Source organism: Paraburkholderia sp. Cy-641, assembly GCF_011752945.1.
Classification (GTDB): domain Bacteria; phylum Pseudomonadota; class Gammaproteobacteria; order Burkholderiales; family Burkholderiaceae; genus Paraburkholderia.
On sequence record NZ_VWWM01000064.1, the window covers coordinates 1 to 26,047 of the forward strand.

Here is a 26,047-nt window from a genome sequence, read left to right on the forward strand (position 1 = left end):
TTCGAGCATTACAACGAGAAGCATCCCCATAGCGCGCTGAAATACCGCTCGCCTCGCGAGTTTCGGCGCTCGATGGATTCAGCAACCTTAGTGTGAGGCTGTGTCCGGGATTGCAGGGTCAACTCCACCAGCTATGACGAAGTGCTGCTTGAAGATGAGTTCGGATTCGAGCAAACCGTCGTCAGTGACGATCACGGATTTTGCTTTATTGACCGGACCGCCGATTAGGCCGCGTTCGTAGAGTCGGTTGAGCGCATCTCAATCGAAGCTCTTCCATGCTCGGTTGTGGTCATGCAGTGTCAAATAGAGAAGCGCGAGAGCGGCATCAACACGTGCGTCGTCGATCGATCTGGATGCGCCCGAACGCGGTGCGTCAAGCAGGCCTCCAGCCGATGCATTGCGTAGCGCCCACGCCACTTCGAGACAGTTTGCTGGGTAACCCGCAGTTTCGCCACGACCGTTCTGTTGTCGGTGCCCTCGGCACAGGCCAGCACGATCCGCGCTCGCAATGCCAACGCCTGCGCCGTCTTGCGGCGCGTCATCAGGGCCGTGAGCTGCTCGCGTTCCGCTTCGCTCAACACGAGTTCCGCCTTGGGTCTTCCGCTCATGGCCGCCTCTTCGTGTCCGTCGCACTCACTACACGGTACGACAGGCAGCAAATTGTTCAACGAATTTCTAACTCATTACACTAGGTTCTGTTCACATTCTCACGAGTGGTCCAAAGGCACAGGCAAGCGAAGCGAAGGCGAGATAGTTCCCTGCGCGATTGTCATAGCGAGTGGCGACGCGACGAAAATGTTTGATACGACTGAAAAAGCGTTCGACGATGTTCCGGGGCCGATACAGCACGCGGCTATAGCGACGCCTGATTTTCCGGTTCGAACGCAGCGGGATTACGGCCTTCGCATGCGTACTGCGGATACGCTCCACAAAGGCGTTCGAATCGTAGCCTTTGTCGGCAATGATCGCGCCGGTGCGCAAATGCTCAACCAGTTCATTCGCGCACGAAATATCGGAAACTTGCCCTTCGGTGGCCATCAACCGCAGAGGGCGGCCAGCGTCATCGACGGTCAGGTGCAACCTGGTGGTCAGTCCACCTCGCGAGCGCGTGCGGTCCGTTTTTTTCGAGCGCCGGACGAGTGCTGGTGCGCGCGCACGATGGTCGAATCGATCAGCACATGCCTGATCCCGGTTTCGTCAGCTACTGCGTGTATCACGCGTTCCCACGCACCCTTGCGACGCCACCTGGAAAACGCATGTACACCTTGTGCCATCGGCCGAATGCCTTCGGCAACCGGTCCGGCCGATCCAGAGGACAGCCTCGACAAACCAGCAATTGTCGGTCGCCGTTCGTCCTGGATCGCCTTCTTTGCCCGGCAAGACAGATTCGATTCGTGCCCCTACTTCATCGCTCATTAACGCTCGAATCATCTTGGCCCACTCGCGCAAAAGACAAGATGTAGACATATTTCATTGAATGTAAACAGGCCATAGTCGTCGGCTTCCATTGCTGTGATACCTAATCTACCCGTCGAAGTTCAAGGTTTCCGGAGAGGCTCCGCGACGGCTTGGGCGGGTCATATCGTGACACGGGCGTGACAGCCCTCGCCGCTGGAAGACTTCGAGGAGTGGGCATCGAGGACGTGGCATGAACGCGTCGGCGTATACAATGCGGCAGCACCTGATTTTTACAGCCTGACCTACCCGCAACGCATCCGTCAGTGCATTGATTGAACGCATTTTTTCCTACGCCTTGTACCGCGATCCGATCCAACCCATGCCGACTCCGACCCGGGCCTTCCTTCTCGGCCCGCTCCTGAAAGGCGTTTCACGCTCCTTCTATCTGACGCTGCGCGTGCTGCCCGCCGGCATGCGCGATCCGATCGGCCTTGCCTATCTGCTCGCGCGCGCGGCCGACACGATTGCCGACACCTCGCTGATTCCGCCCGAACAACGCCTCGTATTAGTGCTCGCACTGCGCGAGCAGGTGAATGGCGTGGCTGTCGATAGCGCGCCGTTTCAGCGCATCGCTGCCGAAGTCGCGGGCCAGCAGGTGCAATCGGATGAAAAAGTACTGCTCGAATCGCTGGGCCCCGCGCTCGACGTGTTGTCGCAACTGGGCGAATCCGACCGCAAGGCCGTGCGGGAAATCGTTTCGACGCTGACCGAAGGCATGGAATTCGATCTGCGCACGTTCCCCGACGAACGCGCCGGCCAGATCGCGGCGCTGCGCGTATACGGCGAACTCGATCGCTATACGTATCTGGTTGCCGGCTGCGTCGGCGAATTCTGGACCACGATGACTTACGCGCATATGCCGGGCACGCTGAAAGAGCTGCCCGATACGATGACGCAACTCGGCGTGCGTTTCGGCAAGGCCTTACAGATGACCAACGTGCTGCGCGATTGCGGCAAGGACTTGCGCATTGGCCGCTGTTATCTGCCACAGAACATGCTGGAGCGTCACGGCCTGAGCGCAGAGGAACTGCTGGAGCCGGCCAATTCGATGCGCGCGCGGCCGTTGCTCGTCGAGCTTCTGCGCAAGGCGATCGAGCACTATCGTGCGTCGCTCGACTACACGCTCGCGATTCCGGCCCATGCGGTACGCTTGCGGCTCGCGTGCTTGTGGCCGATTCTGATCGGCCTCGACACTCTCGTGCTGCTCGCGGATAACGACGCATGGCTCGATCCTGCGAAGGTATCGAAAGTCACGCGTCATGCGGTATATCGGATCATCGCGTCGTCGCTGCTGCTGGTGCCCTCGAATGCGCTGGTGCGCAATGCGATCGAGAAACGCATCAGGCGGATCGAAGCACGGTTGTAAGCGTTTCACATAGGGGCTGCGCGCGGGGCGAACGGACATTCGATTCGCATTGCATCGAGTCGGTCAAAATGGAACAGGGTGCATCGGCCCCGGCAAAAATTGGCAATACGCGTTATTTCACTGCAAATCGCGGCGGAGTACTACCCGATTTAATTGGGATCATGAAATAAGCAGATAATCGGGAAAGCCCTAGGACCGTGCGCTCGCGCTTCGCGTTAGTCTCTTCCAAAAGAGGAGGCGACCCATGCGACAGGCGTTCAACATTGCCTTGGTGCTTTTGCTTGGCTATCTGATGGCAGATAGGGCGTTGATGCGTGCTCAGGCCGGCGAGGTTGGGACGATTACGTGCCACCAGGGCGCGGCGCTCGTCAAATCGGACGCTGTGAAGAAGGGCTTTGGAGAAGCCGGGGCCAGCGCGCAGAGCGAGAGCTTTCTGTCGAGCTGCCTCGTGACCGGACGCGGTCAGGTCGGCGATCTGATCGCGCGCGACTGAGCGGCTGATAGCGTTGCCGGGTATTCGGCGCGACGCACGCAGAGCGCCGTGAAAAAGCGCCCAGACCGTGAAGGTCCGGGCTAAGTCATCGGAAGCCCGATGACGGAGGTAACGGTTACATACAGGACAAAACTGGCCCGCGTCCGGGTATCACCGGACGCGGGCCAGTTTTTTTAACGACTTGCGTTGCTTACTGACCGAAGTAGACCGACTTCGGGCCAGTCGCCGGAGCCACACGGCCCGATTGCGACGAACCGCTGGTCACACCGCCGAAACCGCTTGCCGCGGCTTGGCTCACGCCGTTTTGCGCATTGATGCGAGCTTCAGCGGCCTGGATGTTGGCCGGGTACTGCGGGTCGGCGAGACCGGGTTGATAGCCGGCCTTTTCCAGTTGAACCAGTTCGGCGCGCACCTGGGCGCGGGTCACGGGCTGGGTGGTTTGCGCAAACGAAGCGACAGGAGCGGCGATTGCGGCGGCAATGACAACGGCTTGAATGAGCGATTTCATGATACTTACCTCCAGTTTTGGGTTTTGTCGTGCTGCGAACGTTGTTGTTCGTAGTCAGTGATTGCATTGTAATTTCGATAACTGGAGAGAGTAATAGGTCATCCGTTGAATGTTTATTGCTAATTTTGAGATAAAGCTGCGGAACCTTTAAGGGTTAACGCGTGCTTATGCGGTTCGCGTGAGCCGCGAGCTGCGATCCGAAGAGACATGGGTCAATGCTCCGAGCCGATGCTATTTCGGAGAAACGGGGCGGGTTTGATCGGTATTGGCCCTTGCATCTTTCGATGGCGCGCCCGTCGTTTTGCGGACCGATTGCGAAAGACGCGTGAATGCGTCGCTCGTGCGCGCATCGCGCTGGTCCCGCGCTGCGTAGAAATCCTTGCTGAGCCATTGCCCGAAGCTCGTCATTAGCGAGCCCAACGTGCTTTTGAAGCGTACCCACGCGTTGCCGGCGTTCGCGAGTTGCGCTGCCGATGCCACCGCGTTCGCGCTAAGCCGGTCCAGTTCCTCGTGCAGGTAATCGGCGAAATAATGCAGTCCGTGCTGATTGCCGTTCGACGATTTGCGTTCGAGTTCCACATGCTCGGCAATCAGCAATTGATTGCTCACGCGGATAAAAGCCGGTGTATCGGTACGCGCGACATCGGTGCCGCCCATTGCTTCGCCCACACTCGATGCTTTCTGCGTGCGTAGCCCAAGCGGCGCGAGTTTCCATTTGTCGCACAGGTATTTCAGCAGGCTGCAATGGTCGAACTGCGTGTGACACACGCCGGCCTTGCACCACGGCGACACGAGAATCGCGGGCACGCGCACGCCGAGCCGGGTGAAGTCGAAACTCGCGGTGTGGTCGTCCGGCGCGGTGGCGTTTGAGGGCGGCGACACATGGTCGTAGAAGCCGCCATGTTCGTCGTACAGGATCACTAACAACGTGCGTTCCCACAGCGCCTGATTCGAGCGCAGCGCATTGTAGGTATCGGCGATCAGCTTCTCCGCTTTCATGATGTTGTGCGGCGGATGATCGTCGTTCTGCGCTTCGCCGAAGTACTTCGGCTCGATTAGCACGAATTGCGGAAACGCGTCGGCGGGGCCGGCTGCGTTGTGAAAGAACGTCTCGAAGAGATGATAGTTCGCGAGGTTCGCGGCGTGCCGCTGGTTCTTCAAGAGCAGCGATGCGGGAAAGTCGTAGAAATAGACTTTCCATGTTTTTTGCGCCGCATTCAGCCGATCGAAAATCGTGTCCTGGCTCTGCTCGGTGTACCAGTGCGGATTGAGCGCATCGAGTCCCGATGGCATGGCCACCTGACCCATCGACGTGCCGGTCAACGCGAAGAAGCGATTCGGCCACGTGGGCCCCGGCAGCGATGAGAACCACCGGTCGCAGACGGTGAACTGCTTGCCGAGCGTATGGAGCGCGGGCAGAAAACCGAGCGGGTAATAGCCCATCACGTCTTGGCGCGCGGCGAGGCTGCTCTTCGGATAGTCCTTCACGAAGCGGCGCACGAAGCCGCTGTTGTCCGCGGCAATCTGCTCCATTACGGCCTCGTGCTCGTGATTCGGATCGTGCTTCATTTGCCGCTCGCGCGTGGCGCGAGGGTGGAACGTGTGGCCCTGGCCGTCGGCATTCGATTTCGTGGCGGCGTTGCGCACGCCGTCGAGTCCGTCATGCACGGCGTCGAGGCAACCGAGCATCTGATCGAACGAGTGGTTCTCCATCAGCAGGAGAACCACATGTTCGATCGGATCGTTCTGCGCGCTGTGCTGGACGTCACTCATTTTTTATCGCTCCAGGTGGGACAGAGTTGGGTGGTTGGGTGCGGTTGCGGCGCTGCCAACTTAGCGCAAAACGTCTGGTCGCGAAAGAGCCCGGCTAAAACGGAAACGCGTGAGTGGCGGGGGCGACCCATCGCGCATGATCGGCGCAGCGAAGTCGAGCGAGATCGATTCGGAAGATATAGAAGCAAAAATGCCGTTCGGCCAAAGACCGAACGGCATTCGTGATGAATCGGGAAACGATTGGTACAGCTTTGCGCGCCGGATTCGAAACGGCGCGGCGATTACGCTGCGCTTAAACCGAAGTCGGCCGCCATTTCAGCAGGCGGTTCTCGATCGCGGTCAACAGATAGTCCGCTGCCAGCGCGACCACGGCCAGCACGATCATTGCCGCAAACACGCCGCTTGCGTTGAACGCGCCCTGTGCGGTGGAAATCAGCAGGCCGATGCCCTGCTTCGAACCGAGAAATTCACCGACCACCGCACCGACCAGCGCAAAGCCGAAGCTCACATGCAGGCTGGCGAGAATCCAGCTGAGCGCCGACGGAATTACGACCGAGGTCGTCACCTGGCGGCGCGACGCGCCGAGAATCTGCGCATTCGCGATCATGTAGCGGTCTGCTTCGCGCACGCCCTGGAATGCATTGGCGAATACGACGAAGAACACCATCACGACGGCGAGCGCCACTTTCGACGCCATACCGAGCCCGAGTGCAATGACGAACACCGAGCCGAGCACGACGCGCGGAATCGAGTTGGCGATCTTGATGTAGAGGCTGAATACGTCCGAGAGCAGCTTGTTGCGGCCGAGCACGATGCCGCAGAAGATGCCGCCGACCGAGCCGATAATGAAGCCGAGCCCGGTTTCTTCGAGCGTGACCCATACCTGCGTAAGCAGCGGACCTTGCGACGTGCCGTTCACGAACCAGTCGACGATCTGCTCGAAAATCGCGCTCGGCATCGAGAAGAAGAACGGGTCGATCCATTTCAGGCGCGCGGACAGTTCCCAGCCGCCGAGCACGACCACGAGTACGAGAATGCGCAGCGAGACGACGAGTACATGGCGCTGGCGGATTTTCTTTTGCGCAATGCGCTCGACCTGAGCGAGCGATGCGGCGTCGATGCCGGACGGCATCATCTGTTGAGAGGGCGTGGACATGGTTGCCGTTCCTTGATTAACCGATTTGCACTTCTTCGCGCAGGTCGTGCCAGATGTCGCGCGAAATCTCGATGAAGCGCGAGTCGTAGCGAATCTCCGAGGTGACGCGCGGGCGCGGCAGATCGATTTCGTAGACTTTCTTCAGCGTCGCGGGGCGCGCGGTCAACACGAACACGCGGTCGGCGAGCGCAATCGCTTCTTCGAGGTCGTGCGTGACGAATACCACCGAGCCGACGCCGCCCCACAATTGCAGCAGTTCGTCCTGCATCAGCGTGCGCGTCTGCATGTCGAGCGCCGAGAACGGTTCGTCCATCAACAGGATTTCCGGCTTGTTGATGAAGGTCTGCGCAAGCGCGACGCGCTTGCGCATGCCGCCGGACAGTTGATGCGGATAGTGCTTGCCGAACTTGTCGAGGCCCACGCGGCGCAGCCATTCGTTCGCTTCGTCGTAGGCGGCGGATTTCGAGCGGCCGCGATAGAGCGGACCGGCCGCGACGTTGTCGAGCACCGAGCGCCACGGAAACACCGCATCGGCCTGAAAGACGAAGCCTATGCGCGGATCGATGCCGTCCACCGGCGCGCCCATCACGCGCACTTCGCCAGTGGTGGGTTTCAGCAGACCGGTAATCATGCTGAGCGTGGTGGACTTGCCGCAGCCGGTCGGGCCGACCACCGCGACGAATTCGCCGCGTGCCACCGACATGCTGAAATCGCGCAACGCGATGGTTGCCTTGCCGTCCGGTGAAATGAAACGGCACGACACGTTGCGCATTTCAATTGCTGGCGTATCGCGTGACATAGGTTGATTCATCGGCGGAGCCTCGCAGTTCTCTGGATATGAAAGAAGCGTTACTTCGACGCGGTCTTGACCGGCGCCGATACGTATTCGTTGGTGTAGGTCTTGGCGAGATCGATGTGCTTGCCCTTCACCGACGGATTGAATGCCGACAGTACTTTCAGCACCGTGTCCGGGCCGTCGGCCGGCATCTTGCCGTCCTTCGTGAACATCGGCAGCGAGGCCTTCAGCGCGTTGACGTACAGGTCCTTGTTGTTGCCGTAGTAGTCTTTCGGCATTTGCGCGGCGATATCTTCCGCGCTATGCGTCGAAATGAAGTTGAGCGTCTTCACGAAGGCATGCGCGAGCTTCGCGGCCTCGTCCTTGTGCGATTCCGCCCATGCGCGCTGCACGTAGAAGCTCGATGCGGGGTACGTGCCGCCGAGCGCGGCGCGCGTGCCGTCGAGCGTGCGCATGTCGACGAGAACCTTGGCGTCGCCGGTCTTCAGCAATTGCGAAACGGTCGGCTCGGTGGTCATGCCCGCGTCGATGCGGTTCTGCTTGATCGCCGCGATAAAGCTGTTGTCGGCGCCGACCGGCAGCAGCGTGTATTGCGTGGCCGGTACGCCCGCGCGTTGCGCGAGGTACTGCGTGAGGAAGCTCGTCGACGAGCCGAGGCCGGTCACGCCGAGCGTTTTGCCTTTCGTGTCGGCCATGCTCTTAAGGGTATCGGCTGCTTTCGTCGAAACCATTTCCACTTCGCCGGGCACCTGGCCGAACACGACCAGCGCCTGAATTTCCTTGCCCTTGCTTTGCAGATCGATCGTGTGATCGTAGAAGCCCACGACACCTTGCACCGCGCCCGCGAGCAGTTCGTTTTCCGCGTCGACGCCGGCCGGTTGCGAGAGGATCTCGACGTCGAGCCCTTCGTCCTTGAAGTAGCCGAGCTGTTCGGTCAGCTTGGCCGGCAGATAGATGATCTTGGTGGCACCGCCCACCATGATCGTGATCTTTTCGGCGTGAGCGGCGGCCGAAGCGGCGGCAAGGGCGAAAGCAACACCTGACACGGCGGCAATCTGGCGCAAGGTACGCATGAAGCAGTCTCCTTAATTAAGTGTGGTCGCCGCGGCCTGATAAGCGGCGCTTTTCTGGGTGAATGGCGGCGATTATAAAAATGCGAAACCTTCTGCGAGCTTTCGGGAGGGAGCGCGAAACATGGGTGTTAACCCGAAAATGCGCCGGGAATGTGCTGAAAACGAGCCGCGCTTAAGCCGCAAGCGAGCCGCAATCAGCCCGCCACTGCGCGACGCGCTTGACCGGCGTCGACAGCGGGCAGGGGACGTATGGCGCAAATCCCACAGGAAGCGCGCAAACCCCCTGTTTTACGGCACAATCGACGGCCTGACTTTTGCCGTTGCCGCCATGAAGCTGCTGCTCATCGAAGACAATCCCACGCTTGCGCACTGGCTCGCGAAGATGCTGGAGCAGGAGGCATTCGCGCTCGATGCCGTGCAGGACGGCGACGAGGCCGACCGCCTGCTGCGCACGAATCACTACGACGTGATTCTGCTCGACCTGAATTTGCCGAAGCTCTCGGGCAAGAACGTGCTGCGCCGTTTGCGTCAGCGTGGCGATGCGACGCCGGTGCTGATCCTGACCGCGAGCGGTTCGATCGACGAAAAAGTGGAACTGCTCGGCGCCGGCGCGGACGATTATCTCGTCAAGCCCTTCGAAGTGCGTGAGTTGATCGCGCGCATCAAGGTTGCGATTCGCCGGCAGTCGCCGTCGAAAGCGAGCGAGGTGGTGTGCGGCGATCTGTCGTTCGATATCGACACGCGCCAGTTCACGCTCAAAGGCGCGCCGCTCAATGTGACGCCGCGCGAGCGCTCCGTGCTCGAAGCGCTGATTTTGCGCCTCGGCAAGACGGTGACAAAACCCGCGCTCGTCGATGCGATCTTCACGCTCGCGGACGAGCCCAGCGAAGACGCGGTGGAGATCTATATCTCGCGTTTGCGCAAGAAGCTCGACGGCAGTTCCGCAGCGATCGTCACGCTGCGCGGGCTCGGGTATCTGCTGCGCAAGAAAGAAGACGACCACTGACAATGGCTAATAGCCTGCGTATACGTTTGCTATGGTGGCTGCTCGTGCCGCTCGCGCTCTATGTGTTCGGGACCGGCAAGACCGAATACGACAATGCGCGGCGTACCGCGAATCTCGTGCAGGACAACCAACTGGTGGCGTCGGCGCGCATGATCGCGGGGGAAGTCGAATGGCGCGACGGATTTCTGCGCGTGGACGTGCCGCCCGCCGCGCTCGAGATTTTCGCCTCGCCGTATCGCGACCAGGTGTTCTATAGCGTGCGTGTCGACGACGGGCAGTTGCTCGCGGGTACGCCCGATTTTCCGCCGCGTCCCGCGCGGGCGCCCGACGTGCCGGATTCGTACTACACGGCGTTGCACGGCCAGCAGGTGCGCGCGGTCGATATCGCGCGGCTCATGTACGACAACGGCGTGACGCGGCGCGTGCGCGTGACGGTCGGCAAGACCGTGCGCTCGCGCGACGCGATGACGAAACAGCTATGGCAGCCGCAACTGATCCGGCAGATCGAAATGATCGTGCTGGCGGTCGCGCTCGTTTGTATCGGACTCACGTTCGAATTGCGACCGCTGATGAAAGTGAAAGACGAGGTTGCCGATCGCGATCCGATGCAACTCGAGCCGATTCGCGTGGAGCGTTTGCACACGGAATTGCGTCCCATCGTCGATGCGATCAATCAGTGCATTGCGCGGCTCGGCTTGCAGGTGGCGGTGCAACGCCGCTTTATCGCGGATGCTGCGCATCAGTTGCGCACGCCGCTGACGCTGCTCGGTACGCAACTGCAATTCGCGCGGCAGCAGGACGGGATCAATCCCGCGCTCGACGAAGCGCTGGGCGCGATGCATCGCAGCAACCGGTCGATGGTCGCGCTCACGAACAAGCTGTTGCTGCTCGCGCAGGCCGAGGCTGTCGACAGCGCGCAACTCGCAATGGAAAGCGTCGACCTGGTGCCGCTCGCGATGGAAGTCGTCGAAGACCTTGCGTTGCTCGCGCAGGCGCGCGAAATCGATCTCGGCGCGGAGTTGCACGGCGCCGCGCCAGTGTTGGGGCATCGTGGATTGCTACAGGCACTGATAGCGAATCTCGCCGAGAACGCGATTCGTTATACCGGCAGCGGCGGTCACGTGACGGTTGCGGTGCATGCCGATGCCAATACGGTCACGGTAAGCGTCATCGACAACGGCCCCGGCATTCCGGCCGAAGCGCGCAGCCGCGTATTCGAGCCTTTTTTCAGGGCCTCGGCGGATACGGACGGCACGGGGCTTGGACTCGCGATCGTGCGTGAGATTGCGGATGCGCATCACGGCGAGATATCGCTGAAGGCGGGCGACGGCGGCAAGGGCGTGGATATTGCCGTGATGTTTCCGCGTGCGGCGATGAAGTGATCGGGACAAACCCGAGGTTCGCGCTATTTCACATTTGTGAAAGCATCGGGAAGGGTTCGCACCTTCAGAATCAGGCACAGGCGACTCGCGCGGCGCCACGAAGCAGGACAACGGAGACACCCGCAATGAAGCTTCCCCTGACGCGTTTCTCGCGCGCGGCCTGTGCCGCCGTCGCGGCGTCGCTCGTGTTGTGCGCGCTCGCGAAACTCGCGACGCCCGCGCAAGCCGCCGAGCCGGAGAAACTCGCGATCATGGTCGGTGGCATCGACAAGCTTATTTATTTGCCGGCGCGTCTTGCCGAACAGCTCGGCTATTTCAAGGCGGAAGGGCTCGACGTCGAGTTGCTGTCGCAACCGACTGGAATCGACGGCGAAAACGAAATGCTCGCGGGTGCGGTGCAGGGTGTGGTCGGCTTTTACGATCACACGATCGATTTGCAGACCCGCGGCAAGGAAGTGAAGACGATCGTCGTATTCGCTCAGGTGCCCGGTGAAGTGCAACTGGTCGCGGCAAAATCGGCCGCTTCCGTTAGAAGCATGGCCGACGTGCGCGGCAAAACGCTCGGCGTAACCGGGCTCGGTTCGTCGACGAGTTTTCTCACGCAATACCTCGCGCAACGCGCCGGCGTGCCGTCCACGCAATTCACGCTGTTGCCGGTCGGCGCGGACAGCAGTTTTATTGCGGCAATGCGGCAGGGGCACATTCAGGCGGGCATGACGACCGAGCCGACCGTCACTCGCTTATTGAAAGCCGGCGAGGCGAAAGTACTCGTCGATATGCGCAACGTCGACGGTACGCGCGAGGCGTTGGGCGGCACCTATCCGGCGTCGAGCTTCTATATGCAAAGTACCTGGCTCGACGCGCATCCCGACGAAGCCGCCAAACTCGCGCGCGCATTCGTGAAAACGCTGCGTTATATGCACACGCATAGCGCGGAACAGATTGCCGCGCAGATGCCGCAAGAAGCGATTGGCGGCGACCGGGTGCTTTATGTCAGCGCATTGCAGGCTTCGCTGCCGATGTACACCGTGGACGGCAAGATGCCCGCCGACGGTCCGCAGACGGTGCTCAAAGTACTGTCGGCATTCAATCCGACAGTGAAGGGGCGGCATATCGATCTGTCGCGCACGTTTACCAATCAGTTTGTCAGTGACGTGAAGCCTTGAAAGCGGGTTGACCGCGCTTGTCGCTTCGAACACAAAAGGATCGACGCATCGTGTTTTCAGGCAGCTTGCGCGGACGTTTGCTGTGGTGGCTCCTGTTGCCGCTGGCCGCATTCGTCTCCATTTCCGTCGCGATTTCATATCGCTTCGCGCAGACCACGGCGGATCTCGTGCAGGACAACGCACTGCTTTCGTCGATGCGGATCATCGGCGAGGATATCGATTGGGACGATAGTTCTTCGGTCTCCATTCAGATTCCGCCGGCTGCGCTCGAACTCTTCGAATCGCCGGAACAGGACAGCGTTTTCTATCGCGTCGAGGCGAGCGGACATCGTCTGCTTGCGGGCAGTCCCGACCTGCCGCTGCCGCCGCACGTGAGCGATAGTCCCACGCTTTATTCCACGCATTTCGACGACGGCCGCGAGGCGCGCGCGGTGGCTTATGTGCGGCAGCTCTACGACTCGGGGCGCACCGAGGAGGTGATCGTCGCGGTCGCGAAGACCGAGGGCTCGCGCGATGCGATGGTGTGGCGCCTGCTGCGGCCGCAATTATCCGGCGAAGTACTGACGCTGGTGCTCGCGATGGTGTTCGTCTATCTCGGCTTGACCTTCGAGTTGCTGCCGCTCATGAAGGTGAAGGACGACGTTGCCGATCGCAATGCGTCGCAACTCGAACCGATTCGCGTCGCGCGTCTGCATGTCGAACTCAGGCCGATTGTCGAGGCGATTAATCAGTGCATTGCGCGAATGGGCCAGCAGGCGGCGACGCAACGGCAGTTCATTTCCGATGCCGCACATCAGTTGCGCACGCCGCTTGCGCTGCTGGTCGCGCAGATCCAGTTCGCGCGGCAACGCGACAACCGGGACGCACCGCTCGCCGAAGCGCTCGCGGGCATGCACAAGAGCAGCCGTAAGCTGACCACGCTGACCAACAAGCTGTTGCTGCTTGCGCAGGCCGAGTCGGTTGCGCCGTCGAGTGTGCGCGAGCGTATCGATCTGAGCGCGCTGATTGCGGGCGTACTCGAAGACTTGATTGCGTTCGCACAGTCGCGTGCAATCGATCTGGGTGCCGAGCTGGAAGACGGCTTATACGTGACCGGCGACGAAGCCTTGACCTCTGCGCTCGTGACCAATCTCGTCGATAACGCGCTGCGTTATATCCAGGCCGGCGGTCACGTTACCGTGCAGACGCGGCGGCGCGATGAGATGGCGATCGTACGCGTGATCGACAACGGACCCGGCATCAAGGCCGAAGCACGCGAGCGTGTGTTCGAGCGCTTCTATCGCGCGTCGAGTCATGCCGAAGGAACGGGACTCGGTTTGCCGATCGTGCGCGAGATTGCGCGACGCCAGGGCGGTAGCGTGAGGCTCGAACCCAATGAAGACGGTATCGGCCTCGTCGCGACGGTCGAAATGCCTTTATGGATCGGCGCAGCCTGACGCGTCGCGCGACCCGCAAAAGAGGGAGGAACGATGAAACTACTGCTCGTGGAAGACGACGCGGACCTCGCCCGCTGGGTGATGAACCTGATGCAGGTCGAGCAATTCGCCATCGATTGGGCGCAGAACGGCGAGTGCGCGGAAACGCTGCTCGGTCTGCAATGCTATGACGCGGTGCTGCTCGATATGCGTTTGCCCGGCATCGGCGGCAAGGAGGTACTCAAGCGGTTGCGCCGCAAGCGCGACAACGTGCCGGTGCTGATGCTGACCGCAAATGGCTCGACCGACGACAAGGTGGCCTGCTTTTCCGCCGGCGCCGACGATTATGTCGTCAAGCCTTTCGATGCGCGCGAACTGGTGGCGCGCATCAAGGCACTGATCCGCCGTCAGGCGGCGGGCGACAAGGGGCAGCAGATCGAATGCGGAGATTTGTGCTATCTGTTCGATTCGCGCGAATTCCTGCTGCAAAACGAGCGTCTGCCACTGCGCCGCCGCGAACACGCGATTCTCGAGACGCTGATGCTGAAGCAGGGCAAGACCGTTTCCAAAGCGACGCTGATGGACAAGGTTTTCACGCTCGACGAAGAGCCGAGCGCCGACGCGATCGATATCTATATTCACCGCTTGCGCAAGCATCTCGCGGCATCGAGCGCGAAGATCATGACGCTGCGCGGACTCGGCTACATTCTGCGCGAAGAGGAACCGCACGAGGCATTTGCTGCGACCTGAGACGACAGCGCGATAAATACGCGTTTCGTTTACCCGTCTTCTGTTGTCAAAATCATACGTTCTAGTGTTTTCACCGACTTCCGCCGCTCCTGCGCGAAAGAGGCGTGAAGGGTTGCTCTGACTATTCTTGGCATTGCTATGCAAGCAGATGTCCGATCAATTCAACACAGCAGGAACGGAGGAGAAGATGGGGAATAAGACCAGGTTTTTGCTGGTGGCAGGCGGCAGTGCTTTGGCCATGAGCAACGTTCACGCACAATCGAGCGTGCAGCTTTACGGTTTGATGGATTTGAGCGCGGTGTCGTATCAGACCAATGCGAATGCCGAAGGCAAGCATGTCATCTCGATGGGCATTAACGGCGAGCCGTGGTTTAGCGGCAGCCGTTTCGGCATGAAAGGCGCGGAAGATCTCGGCGGCGGGCTGAAGGCGATCTTCAGGCTCGAAGCGGAATACCGCGTGAGCGATGGCGCAATGGAAGACCCGGGCCAGATCTTCGATCGCGACGCATGGGTGGGTATCGAAAGCGACACGTTCGGCAAGGTGACGGCGGGCTTCCAGAACACCGTGGCACGCGATGCCGCCGCGATTTACGGCGACCCATACGGCAGCGTCGCCTTGACCACCGAAGAAGGCGGCTGGACTAATGCCAATAACTTCAAGCAACTGATTTTCTACGCGGGCAGTGCCACGGGTACTCGCTATGAAAACAGCGTGGTGTGGAAAAAGCTGTTCAGCAACGGCATATTTGCTGCGGCGGGCTACGCATTCGGCAATCACACGAGTTTTGGCACCGACGCCACCTACACCGGCGCACTCGGCTATAACGGCGGACCGTTCAATGTGTCCGCGTTCTTCAACCATGTCAACAACAACGGCTTCACGAACAAATCGTATTCGATCGGCGGCAACTACACGTATAGCATCGTTCGCGTGAACGCCGGCTATTTCCACTACACGGGCGATCAGGGCGCGCTGGGACAACGTCACGACAATGCGTGGACCGTGTCGCTCAAACTCTCGCCGAAGGGACCGTTCGACTACGCAATCGGCTACCAGCAGATGCATGCATCGAATGCGGCATTCGACGATAACGGCGGCACCGCGAATGCCAACCTCGCCTTCAATCCCGATGGGGGCACCGCGAGCGGCTATAAGGAAACCCTGTACGCGTCGATGTTCTATCACCTGTCGAAGCGCACCGAACTATATGTGGCCGGTGACTATATGAAGCTGCACAACGGTTACGTCGTGGCGACGACGTATGGCGCGAAGAATCAGCTGGAATTGACGACGGGTATTCGTACGCGGTTCTGAGGTTCGGGTTTCGTGTCTCTTGTTTCGCGAGAGTGGCGTGGGCGTTGCGGGAGGTCGAGCGTTCTTTAGGCTGAGCATTTCTCGCGGTGAAAGCCCAATCTATTGCTCGGGTATCTCTGCGCTTGCGCTGAAGGCAGACCGCCGCCGGTTTTTCGGGCGGCGGTCTTTTTTTGGGAGGACCTTTGTAGACGTTACTCAAGCTGCCTTGGCTGCTGCCTCCTTCGCGAGCAGACGCTGGGCCTGATGATCACCCTTTGCCGCTTCCTGCGCGGTTTGAACCGACGTCTCGCTGGCTTCGGCCAGCATGGCGCGCGCGGCACTGCTGATGCTGACCGTGTACGACGAGGTGGTGGAACTGGTGGACGATCCTGTCGACGACGAAGCGCTCTTGCTGGATGCGGGTGCCGTCGATGCCGATGCCGAGGCCGAACCCGACGAGACAGCAGAACCTGTGGGTCCCGCCGGGTTTTGACCAACTGCCTGAATAGACATTTCTCTCTCCTGGTTGGAAAACGAGTACTGCGCTCTGTCTATCGGCGTCGTTCGAGGGGGCTTGAGGACTATATTTTTTGTGTTTTTGGTGGGGCTTAAGTTGTTGTTAAGGTTGGAGAAAAAAGTACTGAGACGGGAGTTTTCTTAATGTTTCGATAAGGTTGAAGAGGTAGGCTACGCCACGATAATAGGTCACGACGGACAGACTACGGCGCGGCAATTAAACGTCTGTATCTGGTCTTGTGTGCAGACGAGTTGTATCCGTTTGAGTCGATGGATTCAAACATCTGTTTCGTCGATGGCGAGTAACTCATTCACCTGCTTTAAAATGCCGGCCTTTTTCCACATCGTATAGCGCAGATAACAGGTCTGTTGCGGTGGAAATGTTGCCGGAAGTCTGTGCCATTTTTCTTTTCGCTGCTGTAGCCACAGGATGGCGTCGAGAATGTCGCGATCGCTGCGGCGTGGCCGCCCGCGAGTTGAGGCGGGCGGTTCGGGGAACAGACTCTTGACGCGATCCCAGTTGGCGTCGGAGAGCGGGATTTCTAGCATCGGCTGCCTTGAATGAACTTAAGGGAAATTCGCAGTCGCTGGTCAATATTGCGTCGGAGCGGATACTAGTCAATCTTGCAGAGCCGGTCAAATGGTTAGGCACGCAATTTTCCGTATTTGACTTTCTTAATCTCCTGCATTTTATGCCGATATACGAGCCCGCCCGTATGGTGTGATAGGGCCGCGCTTGTCGTTGCGTTACGTCACGGGCAACACAACGCAACGTAACGTGCGACGTTACGCAAACATCGTACGGTGTGCCACAGCCATTTTTCCCATCAAGATATTGTTCCCGAAGTCCTTGATCGAAAAGACTTTTACGGTCTTTTTGCAAATAATCGGCGAATCCGTATCATATCTGGCGCGACTCGTGCTTGCATATGCGCGTTTATACAAAAAGACGTATTCACCATGCACACGCTTGACCCTGCGAAACATGTCGCGCTTGCGCGCACGATGACCGCGCGTTTGGCCGCCGTCGCGCAGAACGATGCGAACGGCGCCGACAACACGACCGCGCGACTTAGCGAACTGGAGACGCGTGTCTGCGAAGGCCTGCATGCTGGCGAGTTCCATCTCGTGTTTCAGGGTGCATATCGCGTGGAAGGTGGCGCGCCGGCGCGGCTCGAGGCCCAGCTTCGCTGGACGCACCCCGAATACGGATTACTGCTGCCGGGTATCTTCATGATGCCACTTGAACATCCGCAAGTGGCACGAGAAATGGCCGCATTCGTGGTGGATGGCATATGCCGCGAACTGCGCGATTGCGTTGCCATGCAGTTACCGTTGCAGCCCATAGCGATCACGGTGCCCACGCAGATCGCATTGCTCGATTCGTTTGCTGATGACCTCGCACGTGCTGCGCAATCGCATGGTGTGCCGCTGCATCTGTTCGAAATCGAGGTGACCGATAGCGCCGAAGCGGCGAAGCTGCTTTCGCTGCGCACGATGACGGAAGGGCTTCGCGAGGCCGGCGTGGGTGTGGCGCTGGGGAATTGGGGGAATGGGGCGTCGTCACTTGCGTTGCTCGGTGCGCTCGATGTTGACACGATTACGATTGCGCGCGAATTGATGAGCGCGGTGCCGCGTGACAGGCGAGCTTGTGTGGTGATGTCGGCGGTGATGGATCTGCTCTGTGAGCTCGGTGTGCGGGTGGTTGTGAATGGCGTCGATACGCGGGAGCAGTTCGAGTGGTTGGGCCGGTGGCCCGATGTGTTGGCGCAGGGGGCGTTGTTGGCGCGGCCGCAGGCGGGGTTGAGGGACGTGCTGTGCGCAACGTGAGGGCGGTGACGCGTGGTATTGCGTGCTTTGAGTTTGTGTGCCGAGGCTATTTAATTGCATCTGTCTGATTCAATTGTCGTTCGCCTGAGTCAGAACATTTAAGGGCAATTACGTTTCCGAAACCCAGCCGCGATTGTGGGAAATGGGTGGCTGCACAGTTTGCTGTTTGGCCGATGTCTGAAATGATTGAGATCAGGACATCGGCTCGCGATGTGTCTGAGCGACGACGTCAAGCGATCGCTCAGCGTCGACTTCCACACATCCCGACCATCCCTCATTTAGCGTAAAGCGATCATGGTCATTTGGATGGCCATGCGACGTGATCCGTAAGCATGTTTTGCAGGTACTTCCCGTAGGTGTTCTTCGCGAGCGGCCTGGCGAGCGCGAGCAACTGTTCGCCGTCGATCCACTTGCGGCGGTACGCGATCTCTTCCGGACACGCGACCACGAGACCCTGGTGCTTTTGCAGCGTCGCGATGAAGGTCGCAGCCTCGATCAGCGAATCGTGCGTGCCGGTATCGAGCCACGCATAGCCGCGGCCCACGATCTCGACGTTGAGCGCCGCGTTCGCGAGATAGCACGGGTTGACGTCGGTGATTTCGAGTTCGCCGCGCGGCGACGGACCGGCTTGCTGGTGGAGGTGAGGTGGGTTGCACGGTAAGGAGTGTGTTTGCCGCGGATCAAGCCGTTACCGTATGGATTCACCATTTGTGAGGTAACAAAGGTAGCGTGCAGTCTCTTATTGGTGGCTCTTTTCCTCGGCGACCTCGATTTGTATGGTGATCGTCTTGTCCACGGCTAGGGGCGTTCCTGAATGTGCCGGACTGTTACGGAGCTGCGTAACGTGACAGAGCCTTTCAGGATGCTCATTCCTTCAGCTTGCCTTACTCATATGCTCCGGAAGTAGAAAACCCGTGCGGCCCATTTGGCGCGCCTTTGCGCGGTTTCCTATCGATCAGTCTGTATGCGCCGATGCCAATTGGCACAGATACTGCTTGTAACTCATTCTTTGCATTCCATTGACAAGATTGCGCAGCCACAGCCCGGGAAGTTTCAAACGAACGAATTCCTCGTGTGCTGGGGTTGGTGAGTTCACCCTGAATCGCGTGGTGCGGATAGATAACACAGCCAGCGTTTAAAAGCGACCGCGATGGCGTCGTTTTTCCGAACGGTCGGCGTAAGAAAGGTAGCACGAGAAAAACTATGGAAAGGGTTTGCATTACGGGGTATTGCGCTGCGGGTGACGTGGTTAGAACCAAATTGCGTGAACGCGTGAAATGCGGTCAATGAACCGGTTCGGATGCACGCGTGGATTTCGTCTCGCGCCGCATGCGTTGGCATGGGCCGTGTTCCTGTCGTTTGCATCGACGGCTCGCGCGGTCGAGCCCGCGCTCAATGCGCTCGGACAATCGGGTGGCCTCACCATCCCGTATGCATTCACGCTGCCTGTTGGGACGGCAGAAGCGCAGTTCAACAACTATATCGATCCGCGGTACGGAAGGCAGGCGACGAGCTCGCAAGTCTATTGGGGGGCATTCGGCATATTGCCGTATGTCGAAGTGTCAGGCGGGCTGGCGAATTACCCATTTGTTGGTCCCGCTGAGTTTTCACAGGGCGATCACACCGTCATTCGTCATTTAGTGGCCAATGCCAAGGTCGAGATTCCCAAATTCTTCAAATATCAACCGTCTATTGCTTTTGGTACGACGGATATTGGCGGTCGGACGCATTATTTTCGCTCGACGTACGGTGTCGTGTCTCAGACGTTTGGGCCTGTAGCTCTCACCGCGGGGTATGGTCACGGCGATAGGCTTGACGGACTATTCGGTGGTCTTCAGTTATCACTCTGGAGCACCGGAGTTTCACTGCTTGCCGAGGATGATTCGAAGACGCCTTACGTCGGTGTGCGCTATCAGTCACCGCGTATCAGCTGGCTCGGCGACGCGAACCTGATCGCGACCGCTATGCGGTCGCTGCGCTCGACGAATAGCGTGGCGCCGCGCACATCGATTTCCCTTGCAGTGCAGATACCGCTCGGAAAGCGCTTTGATTCGGATCGATGTGCCGGGGGGCTGTGCAAGGAGCGCAGCGCTTCCGCGGACACTGCGGTTAGCGATACCGCAATGCCGGATTCTGCGCCGGACACCGTCGCGGGTCCTGTTTACCTGTCATCGTATAGCCACGATAAAGCGCCAGCGGCATTGCCGATTACCTATGTGTCGCCGCTTCAGGAAAATACCAGGCTGGTGTTGGCTGATACATCGGTAACTGGGTCGCCCCGGCCGGCGCTGTCGCCTATAGGCGTAACTGATACAGCTTCGCTTGACGCGATCACTGCGCAATTGTTTGCGGCAGGACTGGAAAGGGTTCGCGTCGGCATTTCTGGACGCGATCTGGTAGTCGAATATGAAAATCATCGCTACAACCAGAACGAGGCGGATGCGCTGGGTATCGTGCTTGGCGTGGCGAGTTCTGAAGCTCCGAGCCGGATCGAAAAGATTCGTGCCGTCATCAAGAAAGCCAATCAGGCGATAGGTGAGGTCTCGGTAGATCGCAGAGCGTTCGCGAAATTCATCGAAGGGGGGGCACCGACTGCGGCAAGCGCATCGATGACGATGCGTACGCAGCCAACCTATGACACCGATTCAATCTCGTGGCAGGGTGACGAGCATAAGCACGGCTTGTCGCGAATCCAGATCGAACCAGTTACGAGCTATCTCTATGGAACGGAGTACGGAAACTTCGATATCTCACTGGGAGCAAACATTGAAGGCTTCGTCCCACTGTGGAAAGGCGCGGAACTCTACGCCAGCTATATCGCGCCGCTATACAACACGAAGAACATGGACGATGGCCGGGTCTTCAGTCAATACCGTCTGCGAGGCGGATTGTCGGCGGTCGCCTTGGGTCAAAGCTTCTGGCTGAGCCCACAAATCTTTAATGTGGCCGCGGTCGGCAAATTCGATTTCCACTATGTCGGCCTTGAGAACGAGACTACGCTTTTTGTTCCTGGGCGACCTGACCTCGTTCGGCTGCGCCTCGCATACCTGCATGAGGAGCCAGGTAGTCAGGCGTTTCCCGCCGAAAAGAATGCAATGCTGACCTATCGATGGGTGAAGCCTGAGTGGAATCTTTGGGTGGAGGCTGGCGTTGCGCGATATGTCGCCGGTGACAAGGGGCCGTTGATCACGTTCACGAGATGGTTCGATGACGTGTCGGTCAGTGTACATGCAGAGCATAGCGGCATGGGCAGCTTTGTCGGAGCGACCGTGACATTCCCATTGACGCCGCGACAAGGCATGAAGCCGGGCCTCACGCAGGTATATGGCTCGGAACAGTTTGCACTCGACTTCCAGACGCGTGTTGGTTCGAAAAACTATTTGTCGCCCGACGCCGTGCAGAACATGAGCTTCCCGTATAGCACCCAGCAGTATTTGCTGAACCAGGGGCGTTTCAGTGGCGAGTATTTCTCTACTCAGCTTTACCGGATGCGGGACGCCTATCTCCGTTATGCGAGTCCTGATGCAAAGGCGGGGATTCAAGGGGCCGGCGGCAATATGCAGCGTTCTTCGCTCAAACCCGCGAGTTTGTCTGAATCGTTCGGGAACGATGCGCTCAAGGTAGGTGACATGTCGATATCGTCACCTGTTAGTGATCAGTGACTTCTATTTGGAGATTGAGAATGAAGCCTTTTAGTCGCGCAACGACTCGCACCCTGCAGATAGGGGCAATGATGCTTTCGGCAACCGTGCTCGCTGCCTGCGGAGGTGGCGGCACTTCGCCTTTGGGAACGGTCAGCGGCACTGCCGCTGTCGGTGCTGCCATGGCGAATGCCAGCATTCAGTTGACTTGTAAGAACGGTGCGGGAAGCGCGACCGCCAATGCGAGCGGTGCCTATTCCGCATCGTTCCAGTTTGACGGTCCGTGCGCGATCACCGCGTCAAACGGCGCAGCCACGATTCACTCGTTTGCTAGCGGTGCGGGTACGTACAACGTGACGCCATTGACTCAACTGTTGCTGAGTTACCTGGCTGGTCAGCTGGGGACGACCGTGGATGGTCTCCTGTCCGGCATTGCGTCCAACGCGTCCTACCAATCGGCGCTGACCAACCCCAGCGTGATCCAGAACGCCGAAGCCGGTGTGGCGCAACTGATCAAGAAGATGTATGGCGTGACGCTTTCGACGTCGTCATTCCTCATGGTGTCTTTCACACCGGGACAAAGCGGAGCCGACTCGGATCTCGATACGTTGCTGACGGTGGGTGCGATTTCCAGCAACGGGCAACCCTCGACGTCGCTTGCCGCCGCGGCGGTTTCGGCGGGTGAGGCGTCGCCCATCTCTGGAAGCGGTAACACCGGGCCGACTGGCGGTACAGGCGGCACTGGCGGCGCCGGCACGACGACGAAATAAGCGGATGGACGCCTATGGGCGTCCATTCAATCACGTTGGCTTTGTTCGTCACGCGTGATCTGAGGTGGCGTTACGGTGTGCCGTTACGTTACGGACTGTCGTAATCCATCAAGATAGCTTCTGGTTTTTTGCTCCCGTCAGCGCCCAAACGCTATGCAGCTTGACTTCCGGGACGACTCGCAGGAATTACAGCGCGATTTCCGTGTTGGCATATTTGCTGCTTTAAAGAAGTCACGACAATGGGCTGCACGTTATACGAGGACGGCTAAAGAAGTCGTTCAGCACAGAACGAAGCCGCGACGCTATCTGTTTGCTTGGCCTGAATTGCCGTCCGCAGCACGTATTTGTTCCGATGGAGATGAGACTAAAGGCTCCGCAAATATTAAAAGGCTGAAAGCCTAAAAAAGCAATAAATGTTTTATCGCTGGAAATGACCAACTCAGTGAGTGAGAAGTAGTAAGTGATTGTGAAAACCATAAATCGGGGCCTGGGGTGATGAGTTCGAAATCTGTCACGTATGAGGCACATAGATCACCGGAATTGCAGGGATTGCTAGCGCGATGCATCGACATCGCGCTGATTGTTGGTGGTGCTGTCGCGGCGTCGAGTATCCGCTTTGGTGAAGTCGCCGGAAACCATGTGGATACCGGGTTTATTGCTTTCACCGCAGCGATTGCTTCAGCGTTATTTCCTGCTCTTGGTGTCTATCAATCATGGAGAGGACGGCCGATGCTTAAGCTGATCGGTCAGATATCTCTCGCTTGGCTGATCGTGCAGGGTTGTGCGCTTGTCCTGATGTTTTCGCTGCACCGTACGGACGTCATATCGCGGCTGTGGTTCGCATACTGGACCGCGATCACCTGGGCGGTGCTGGCCATCTTTCGATTTGCCACCTATACCGCCTTGCGTCGCGTTCGCAACGCAGGCTTGAACATACGCCGTGTCGCGGTCGTTGGATGCGGATCTCATTGCGCGCAAGTGGTGCGCAGCATTGAGATGTCTCCCGACAGCGGGTTTCGCGTGTCTGCGGTGTTCGATGTGCATCCCGACACGGGTTTTCAACATGCTGGAGCAGTGTCGTTCAAGGAGTTTTCGGCATTTTCGAAATTCGTCAGATCGGACAACGTCCGGGAAATCTGGCTGGCCCTGCCGCTATCCGAGGAAAACATGATCTTGCACTGCATGAACGAGTTTCGTGATGAGCTCGTCAACGTTCGGTTTCTTCCGGATATGAGCAGCCTTGCACTCTTCGATAGCACGATCATCGATCTGATTGGTGTGCCAGCTATCAATCTGATTGCATCGCCGCTGTCCTCGCGCTCACTTATAGCGAAGGAGGTATTCGACCGGGTGTTTGCACTTGCTGCGTTGATCTGCCTTGCGCCTGTGATGATGTTGGTGGCGGTTGCGGTCAAGTTCTCCTCTCGAGGCCCTATTCTGTTCGCACAAAAACGACAGGGAGCCGATGGTCGCGTATTCCAGATTTACAAGTTTCGCACGATGTACATGCATGCCAGTGAGCAGGGCGTCGTCAAGCAAGCTTCCCGTAACGATAAGCGGGTGACCGTGGTGGGTGGATTTCTGCGACGAACGAGTCTGGACGAGCTTCCGCAGTTTTTTAATGTGCTCAAGGGCGACATGTCAGTGGTGGGACCGAGACCTCATGCCGTGGAACACGACGAATTGTATCGAACCATCGTCAACGGATACATTCATCGTTATCGCGTCAAGCCGGGCATCACGGGGTGGGCCCAGGTGAATGGTTACCGTGGAGAGACGGACAAAATAGAAAAAATGCAGAAACGGGTTGAGCACGATCTGTACTACCTGCAGAACTGGTCATTTGGCCTGGATATGAAGATCGTTCTTGCCACGTTTATGTGTGGGTTCACGCATCAGAACGCGTATTGAATGTTCGGTGAGGTAGGCAGGTCCGTTGCACAGAGCCATAGAGAAAGCGTGCTGCCAGCTAATTCGAGGCAGAAATAGACGCACGTCAAAGAAAAATCAATCGAAACCTACGAGGGATTATGTAATGGGACATATGAGGGAATCATTCGGGCCGAGAATGCAACGTATGTTGGCGAGTTGGTTGATTTGTGTGAGTGCGAGTGTGGGCCTTGCAGCATGCGCCGTGGCCCCCGGCATGCGTATGCCCGTGTCGGCGACGCTTCCGACCGGAGATGTCGACACGAAAGGGCAGCAAGCCGATCTGCAAATTCCGATTGTCGATATCAACTCATCGCTCATCGTGAAACTGCGCGACAGTTCCGATAAAGCGGGCACGGATCAGGAGCGCGAACTGTCAGGGAAGGCGACTCCTTATACGCTCGGTCCCGGCGATGTACTGCAGATTACCGTATGGGATCATCCCGAATTGGCCGCTGCACTGGGCACGCAGAATCAGACGAGCGCAAAGCCGTTTGATCCGGGGCAAGGCTTTGTCGTCGACAGCAACGGCGACATACAGTTTCCCTTTGCGGGATCCATACACGTAGGCGGGCTTGTTGTTGAACAGGCGCAGCAGGCGATATATGCAGAGCTTTCAAAGGTCTTTATCAAGCCACAGCTAACCGTTCGAATTGCATCGTTCCGCGCCAAGCAGATTTATGTGGACGGTGAAGTCAGAACGCCGGGCGGCGTGCCGGTCAACGATATTCCGATGACCTTGTATGAGGCTATCAACAGGGCTGGTGGTTTTAGCACAACTGCTGATCAAAGCAGGATGGTGCTGGTTCGAGGCGGTATCTCTTACCGTCTGGATCTGTCGAGCATGCTGGAGCGCGATCAGAATCCGTCCAACATTCTGCTTAGGAACGGCGATATGCTCCGCGTCATGTCACGTGACGACAACGGTGTTTTCGTCATGGGAGAAGTCAACAAGCCGATTACCGCGATACCGATGAAGAGCGGAAGGCTCACGCTAAGCGATGCGCTTTCACAGGCGGGGAGCATCAACTCAACGAGCGCCGACGCGGCGCAGATCTATGTCATACGCGGCCCTTTGAATGCCACGCCGGAGGTATTTCACCTCGACGCGCATTCGCCTGTGTCGATGATTCTCGCGACCCAGTTTGAACTGCAACCGAAAGACGTGGTGTATGTGGACGGGAATGGACTCGTTCGCTTCAGCCGTGTGTTGAGCTTGCTTCTTCCCGCCATCAATGCTGGTCTCACCGCGGCGATTGTGACGAAATGATCGATACCGTACTCATCGTCTGTGAGGGAAATCTTTGCCGCAGTCCAATAGGGCAAGGTCTCCTGCAGAACGAGCTGGCCGATATCAAGGTGATGTCGGCGGGACTATCCGCGTCCACTGGCACGCCCATCGACCGCGTGGCTTGCGAGATGTTGTCCGATCGCGGAATCGATATGTCATCTCATCGGGCTCGACGTGTCAATGAACGCATATGTGTCGCGGCTGATCTGATTCTAGTCATGGAGTTGGCGCAGAAACAGGTCATCGAGAATTTTGTCCCAACCGCGCGAGGGCGTATTTTCCGGTTGGCTGAGTCCGAACGTGTCGATGTACTGGACCCGATTGGACGTTCGCCACGCATGTATGCGCAAGCGATGACGTTGATCGAACGGGGGGTCCAGGACTGGACCAAACGTATTGCGAATCTTTCCCGCGGTTCTCGTCTTTGAATCGCG

The 26,047-nt window shown here is 58.5% G+C and carries 21 protein-coding genes and 4 pseudogenes; 15 read left to right on the forward strand and 10 right to left on the reverse strand.

Going from position 1 to position 26,047, the window contains the following annotated elements; all coding sequences use genetic code 11:
• Positions 1–87 precede the first annotated feature (87 nt).
• The 3 pseudogenes from F3J20_RS32255 to F3J20_RS32260 form a co-directional block, all read right to left on the reverse strand.
• Positions 88–303: pseudogene (locus tag F3J20_RS32255) on the reverse strand (DUF6429 family protein).
• Between the two features lie 9 nt (positions 304–312).
• Positions 313–608: pseudogene (locus tag F3J20_RS26690) on the reverse strand (helix-turn-helix domain-containing protein); the annotation flags it as partial.
• Between the two features lie 91 nt (positions 609–699).
• A pseudogene (locus F3J20_RS32260) lies at positions 700–1,170 on the reverse strand (IS5 family transposase); the annotation flags it as partial.
• A 607-nt stretch (positions 1,171–1,777) separates the two neighbouring features.
• Between F3J20_RS32260 and F3J20_RS26700 the strand changes: the two are divergent.
• Complete coding sequence (locus F3J20_RS26700) at positions 1,778–2,824, forward strand: phytoene/squalene synthase family protein (protein WP_167285193.1); 1,047 nt, start codon at positions 1,778–1,780, stop codon at positions 2,822–2,824.
• A gap of 244 nt (positions 2,825–3,068) precedes the next feature.
• The gene (locus F3J20_RS26705; RefSeq protein WP_167042568.1) at positions 3,069–3,317 is read left to right on the forward strand and encodes a hypothetical protein; all 249 of its coding nucleotides are present in this window, start codon (positions 3,069–3,071) and stop codon (positions 3,315–3,317) included.
• Between the two features lie 190 nt (positions 3,318–3,507).
• Here the strand turns inward: F3J20_RS26705 and F3J20_RS26710 are convergent, their stop codons facing one another.
• The 5 genes from F3J20_RS26710 to F3J20_RS26730 all read right to left on the reverse strand — a co-directional run bounded on the left by F3J20_RS26710 (position 3,508) and on the right by F3J20_RS26730 (position 8,623).
• The gene (locus F3J20_RS26710; protein ID WP_167285195.1) at positions 3,508–3,825 is read right to left on the reverse strand and encodes a DUF4148 domain-containing protein; all 318 of its coding nucleotides are present in this window, start codon (positions 3,823–3,825) and stop codon (positions 3,508–3,510) included.
• A gap of 231 nt (positions 3,826–4,056) precedes the next feature.
• Positions 4,057–5,598: an alkaline phosphatase family protein gene (locus tag F3J20_RS26715; RefSeq protein ID WP_167285197.1), complete on the reverse strand. Its 1,542-nt coding sequence runs from the start codon at positions 5,596–5,598 to the stop codon at positions 4,057–4,059.
• Positions 5,599–5,890: 292 nt separating this feature from the next.
• Positions 5,891–6,754 carry an ABC transporter permease gene (locus tag F3J20_RS26720; RefSeq protein ID WP_167042564.1) on the reverse strand — a complete coding sequence of 288 codons (864 nt, stop codon included), beginning with the start codon at positions 6,752–6,754 and terminating at the stop codon, positions 5,891–5,893.
• Between the two features lie 16 nt (positions 6,755–6,770).
• Positions 6,771–7,565 carry an ABC transporter ATP-binding protein gene (locus F3J20_RS26725; RefSeq protein WP_167285198.1) on the reverse strand — a complete coding sequence of 265 codons (795 nt, stop codon included), beginning with the start codon at positions 7,563–7,565 and terminating at the stop codon, positions 6,771–6,773.
• Between the two features lie 38 nt (positions 7,566–7,603).
• On the reverse strand, positions 7,604–8,623 hold the full coding sequence (locus F3J20_RS26730) for an ABC transporter substrate-binding protein (RefSeq protein WP_167042561.1): 1,020 nt from the start codon (positions 8,621–8,623) through the stop codon (positions 7,604–7,606).
• Between the two features lie 328 nt (positions 8,624–8,951).
• Between F3J20_RS26730 and F3J20_RS26735 the strand changes: the two genes are divergently transcribed.
• The 7 genes from F3J20_RS26735 (at position 8,952) to F3J20_RS26765 (ending at position 16,129) form a co-directional block, all read left to right on the forward strand.
• Positions 8,952–9,629, forward strand: a complete 678-nt coding sequence (locus F3J20_RS26735; RefSeq protein ID WP_167042559.1) for a response regulator — start codon at positions 8,952–8,954, stop codon at positions 9,627–9,629.
• Between the two features lie 2 nt (positions 9,630–9,631).
• A complete protein-coding gene (locus F3J20_RS26740) occupies positions 9,632–11,011 on the forward strand; it encodes a sensor histidine kinase (protein ID WP_167285200.1) in 1,380 nt (459 codons plus the stop codon).
• 125 nt (positions 11,012–11,136) lie between these two features.
• A complete protein-coding gene (locus F3J20_RS26745) occupies positions 11,137–12,177 on the forward strand; it encodes an ABC transporter substrate-binding protein (RefSeq protein WP_167285201.1) in 1,041 nt (346 codons plus the stop codon).
• A 50-nt stretch (positions 12,178–12,227) separates the two neighbouring features.
• Positions 12,228–13,613, forward strand: coding sequence for a sensor histidine kinase (locus F3J20_RS26750; protein WP_167042555.1), 1,386 nt, complete (start codon positions 12,228–12,230; stop codon positions 13,611–13,613).
• A gap of 33 nt (positions 13,614–13,646) precedes the next feature.
• Complete coding sequence (locus F3J20_RS26755) at positions 13,647–14,342, forward strand: response regulator (protein WP_167042553.1); 696 nt, start codon at positions 13,647–13,649, stop codon at positions 14,340–14,342.
• A 238-nt stretch (positions 14,343–14,580) separates the two neighbouring features.
• A complete protein-coding gene (locus tag F3J20_RS26760) occupies positions 14,581–15,657 on the forward strand; it encodes a porin (protein ID WP_240162919.1) in 1,077 nt (358 codons plus the stop codon).
• A gap of 304 nt (positions 15,658–15,961) precedes the next feature.
• Positions 15,962–16,129, forward strand: coding sequence for a hypothetical protein (locus tag F3J20_RS26765; protein ID WP_167285205.1), 168 nt, complete (start codon positions 15,962–15,964; stop codon positions 16,127–16,129).
• A 299-nt stretch (positions 16,130–16,428) separates the two neighbouring features.
• Here F3J20_RS26765 and F3J20_RS26770 read toward each other — a convergent pair whose 3' ends face one another.
• Positions 16,429–16,701 (reverse strand): transposase, encoded by a 273-nt coding sequence (locus F3J20_RS26770; protein WP_167285206.1) that lies wholly within the window; start codon positions 16,699–16,701, stop codon positions 16,429–16,431.
• A gap of 411 nt (positions 16,702–17,112) precedes the next feature.
• Here F3J20_RS26770 and F3J20_RS26775 point away from each other — a divergent pair, with 411 nt between their 5' ends.
• On the forward strand, positions 17,113–17,982 hold the full coding sequence (locus F3J20_RS26775) for an EAL domain-containing protein (RefSeq protein WP_167285208.1): 870 nt from the start codon (positions 17,113–17,115) through the stop codon (positions 17,980–17,982).
• 298 nt (positions 17,983–18,280) lie between these two features.
• On the opposite strand, the pseudogene F3J20_RS26780 reads toward F3J20_RS26775, so the two are convergent.
• Positions 18,281–18,604, reverse strand: a pseudogene (locus F3J20_RS26780) (sugar phosphate nucleotidyltransferase); the annotation flags it as partial.
• A 655-nt stretch (positions 18,605–19,259) separates the two neighbouring features.
• Between F3J20_RS26780 and F3J20_RS26785 the strand changes: the two are divergent.
• The 5 genes from F3J20_RS26785 to F3J20_RS26805 all read left to right on the forward strand — a co-directional run bounded on the left by F3J20_RS26785 (position 19,260) and on the right by F3J20_RS26805 (position 26,041).
• The gene (locus F3J20_RS26785; RefSeq protein ID WP_167285209.1) at positions 19,260–21,644 is read left to right on the forward strand and encodes a YjbH domain-containing protein; all 2,385 of its coding nucleotides are present in this window, start codon (positions 19,260–19,262) and stop codon (positions 21,642–21,644) included.
• 20 nt (positions 21,645–21,664) lie between these two features.
• Positions 21,665–22,393, forward strand: coding sequence for a carboxypeptidase regulatory-like domain-containing protein (locus tag F3J20_RS26790; protein ID WP_167285211.1), 729 nt, complete (start codon positions 21,665–21,667; stop codon positions 22,391–22,393).
• Between the two features lie 495 nt (positions 22,394–22,888).
• Positions 22,889–24,304, forward strand: a complete 1,416-nt coding sequence (locus tag F3J20_RS26795; RefSeq protein WP_167285218.1) for an undecaprenyl-phosphate glucose phosphotransferase — start codon at positions 22,889–22,891, stop codon at positions 24,302–24,304.
• Positions 24,305–24,545: 241 nt separating this feature from the next.
• Positions 24,546–25,592 carry a polysaccharide biosynthesis/export family protein gene (locus F3J20_RS26800; protein ID WP_240162921.1) on the forward strand — a complete coding sequence of 349 codons (1,047 nt, stop codon included), beginning with the start codon at positions 24,546–24,548 and terminating at the stop codon, positions 25,590–25,592.
• A complete protein-coding gene (locus F3J20_RS26805) occupies positions 25,589–26,041 on the forward strand; it encodes a low molecular weight phosphotyrosine protein phosphatase (RefSeq protein ID WP_167285221.1) in 453 nt (150 codons plus the stop codon). Before F3J20_RS26800 ends, F3J20_RS26805 begins: the two co-directional genes overlap by 4 nt.
• Positions 26,042–26,047 lie beyond the last annotated feature (6 nt).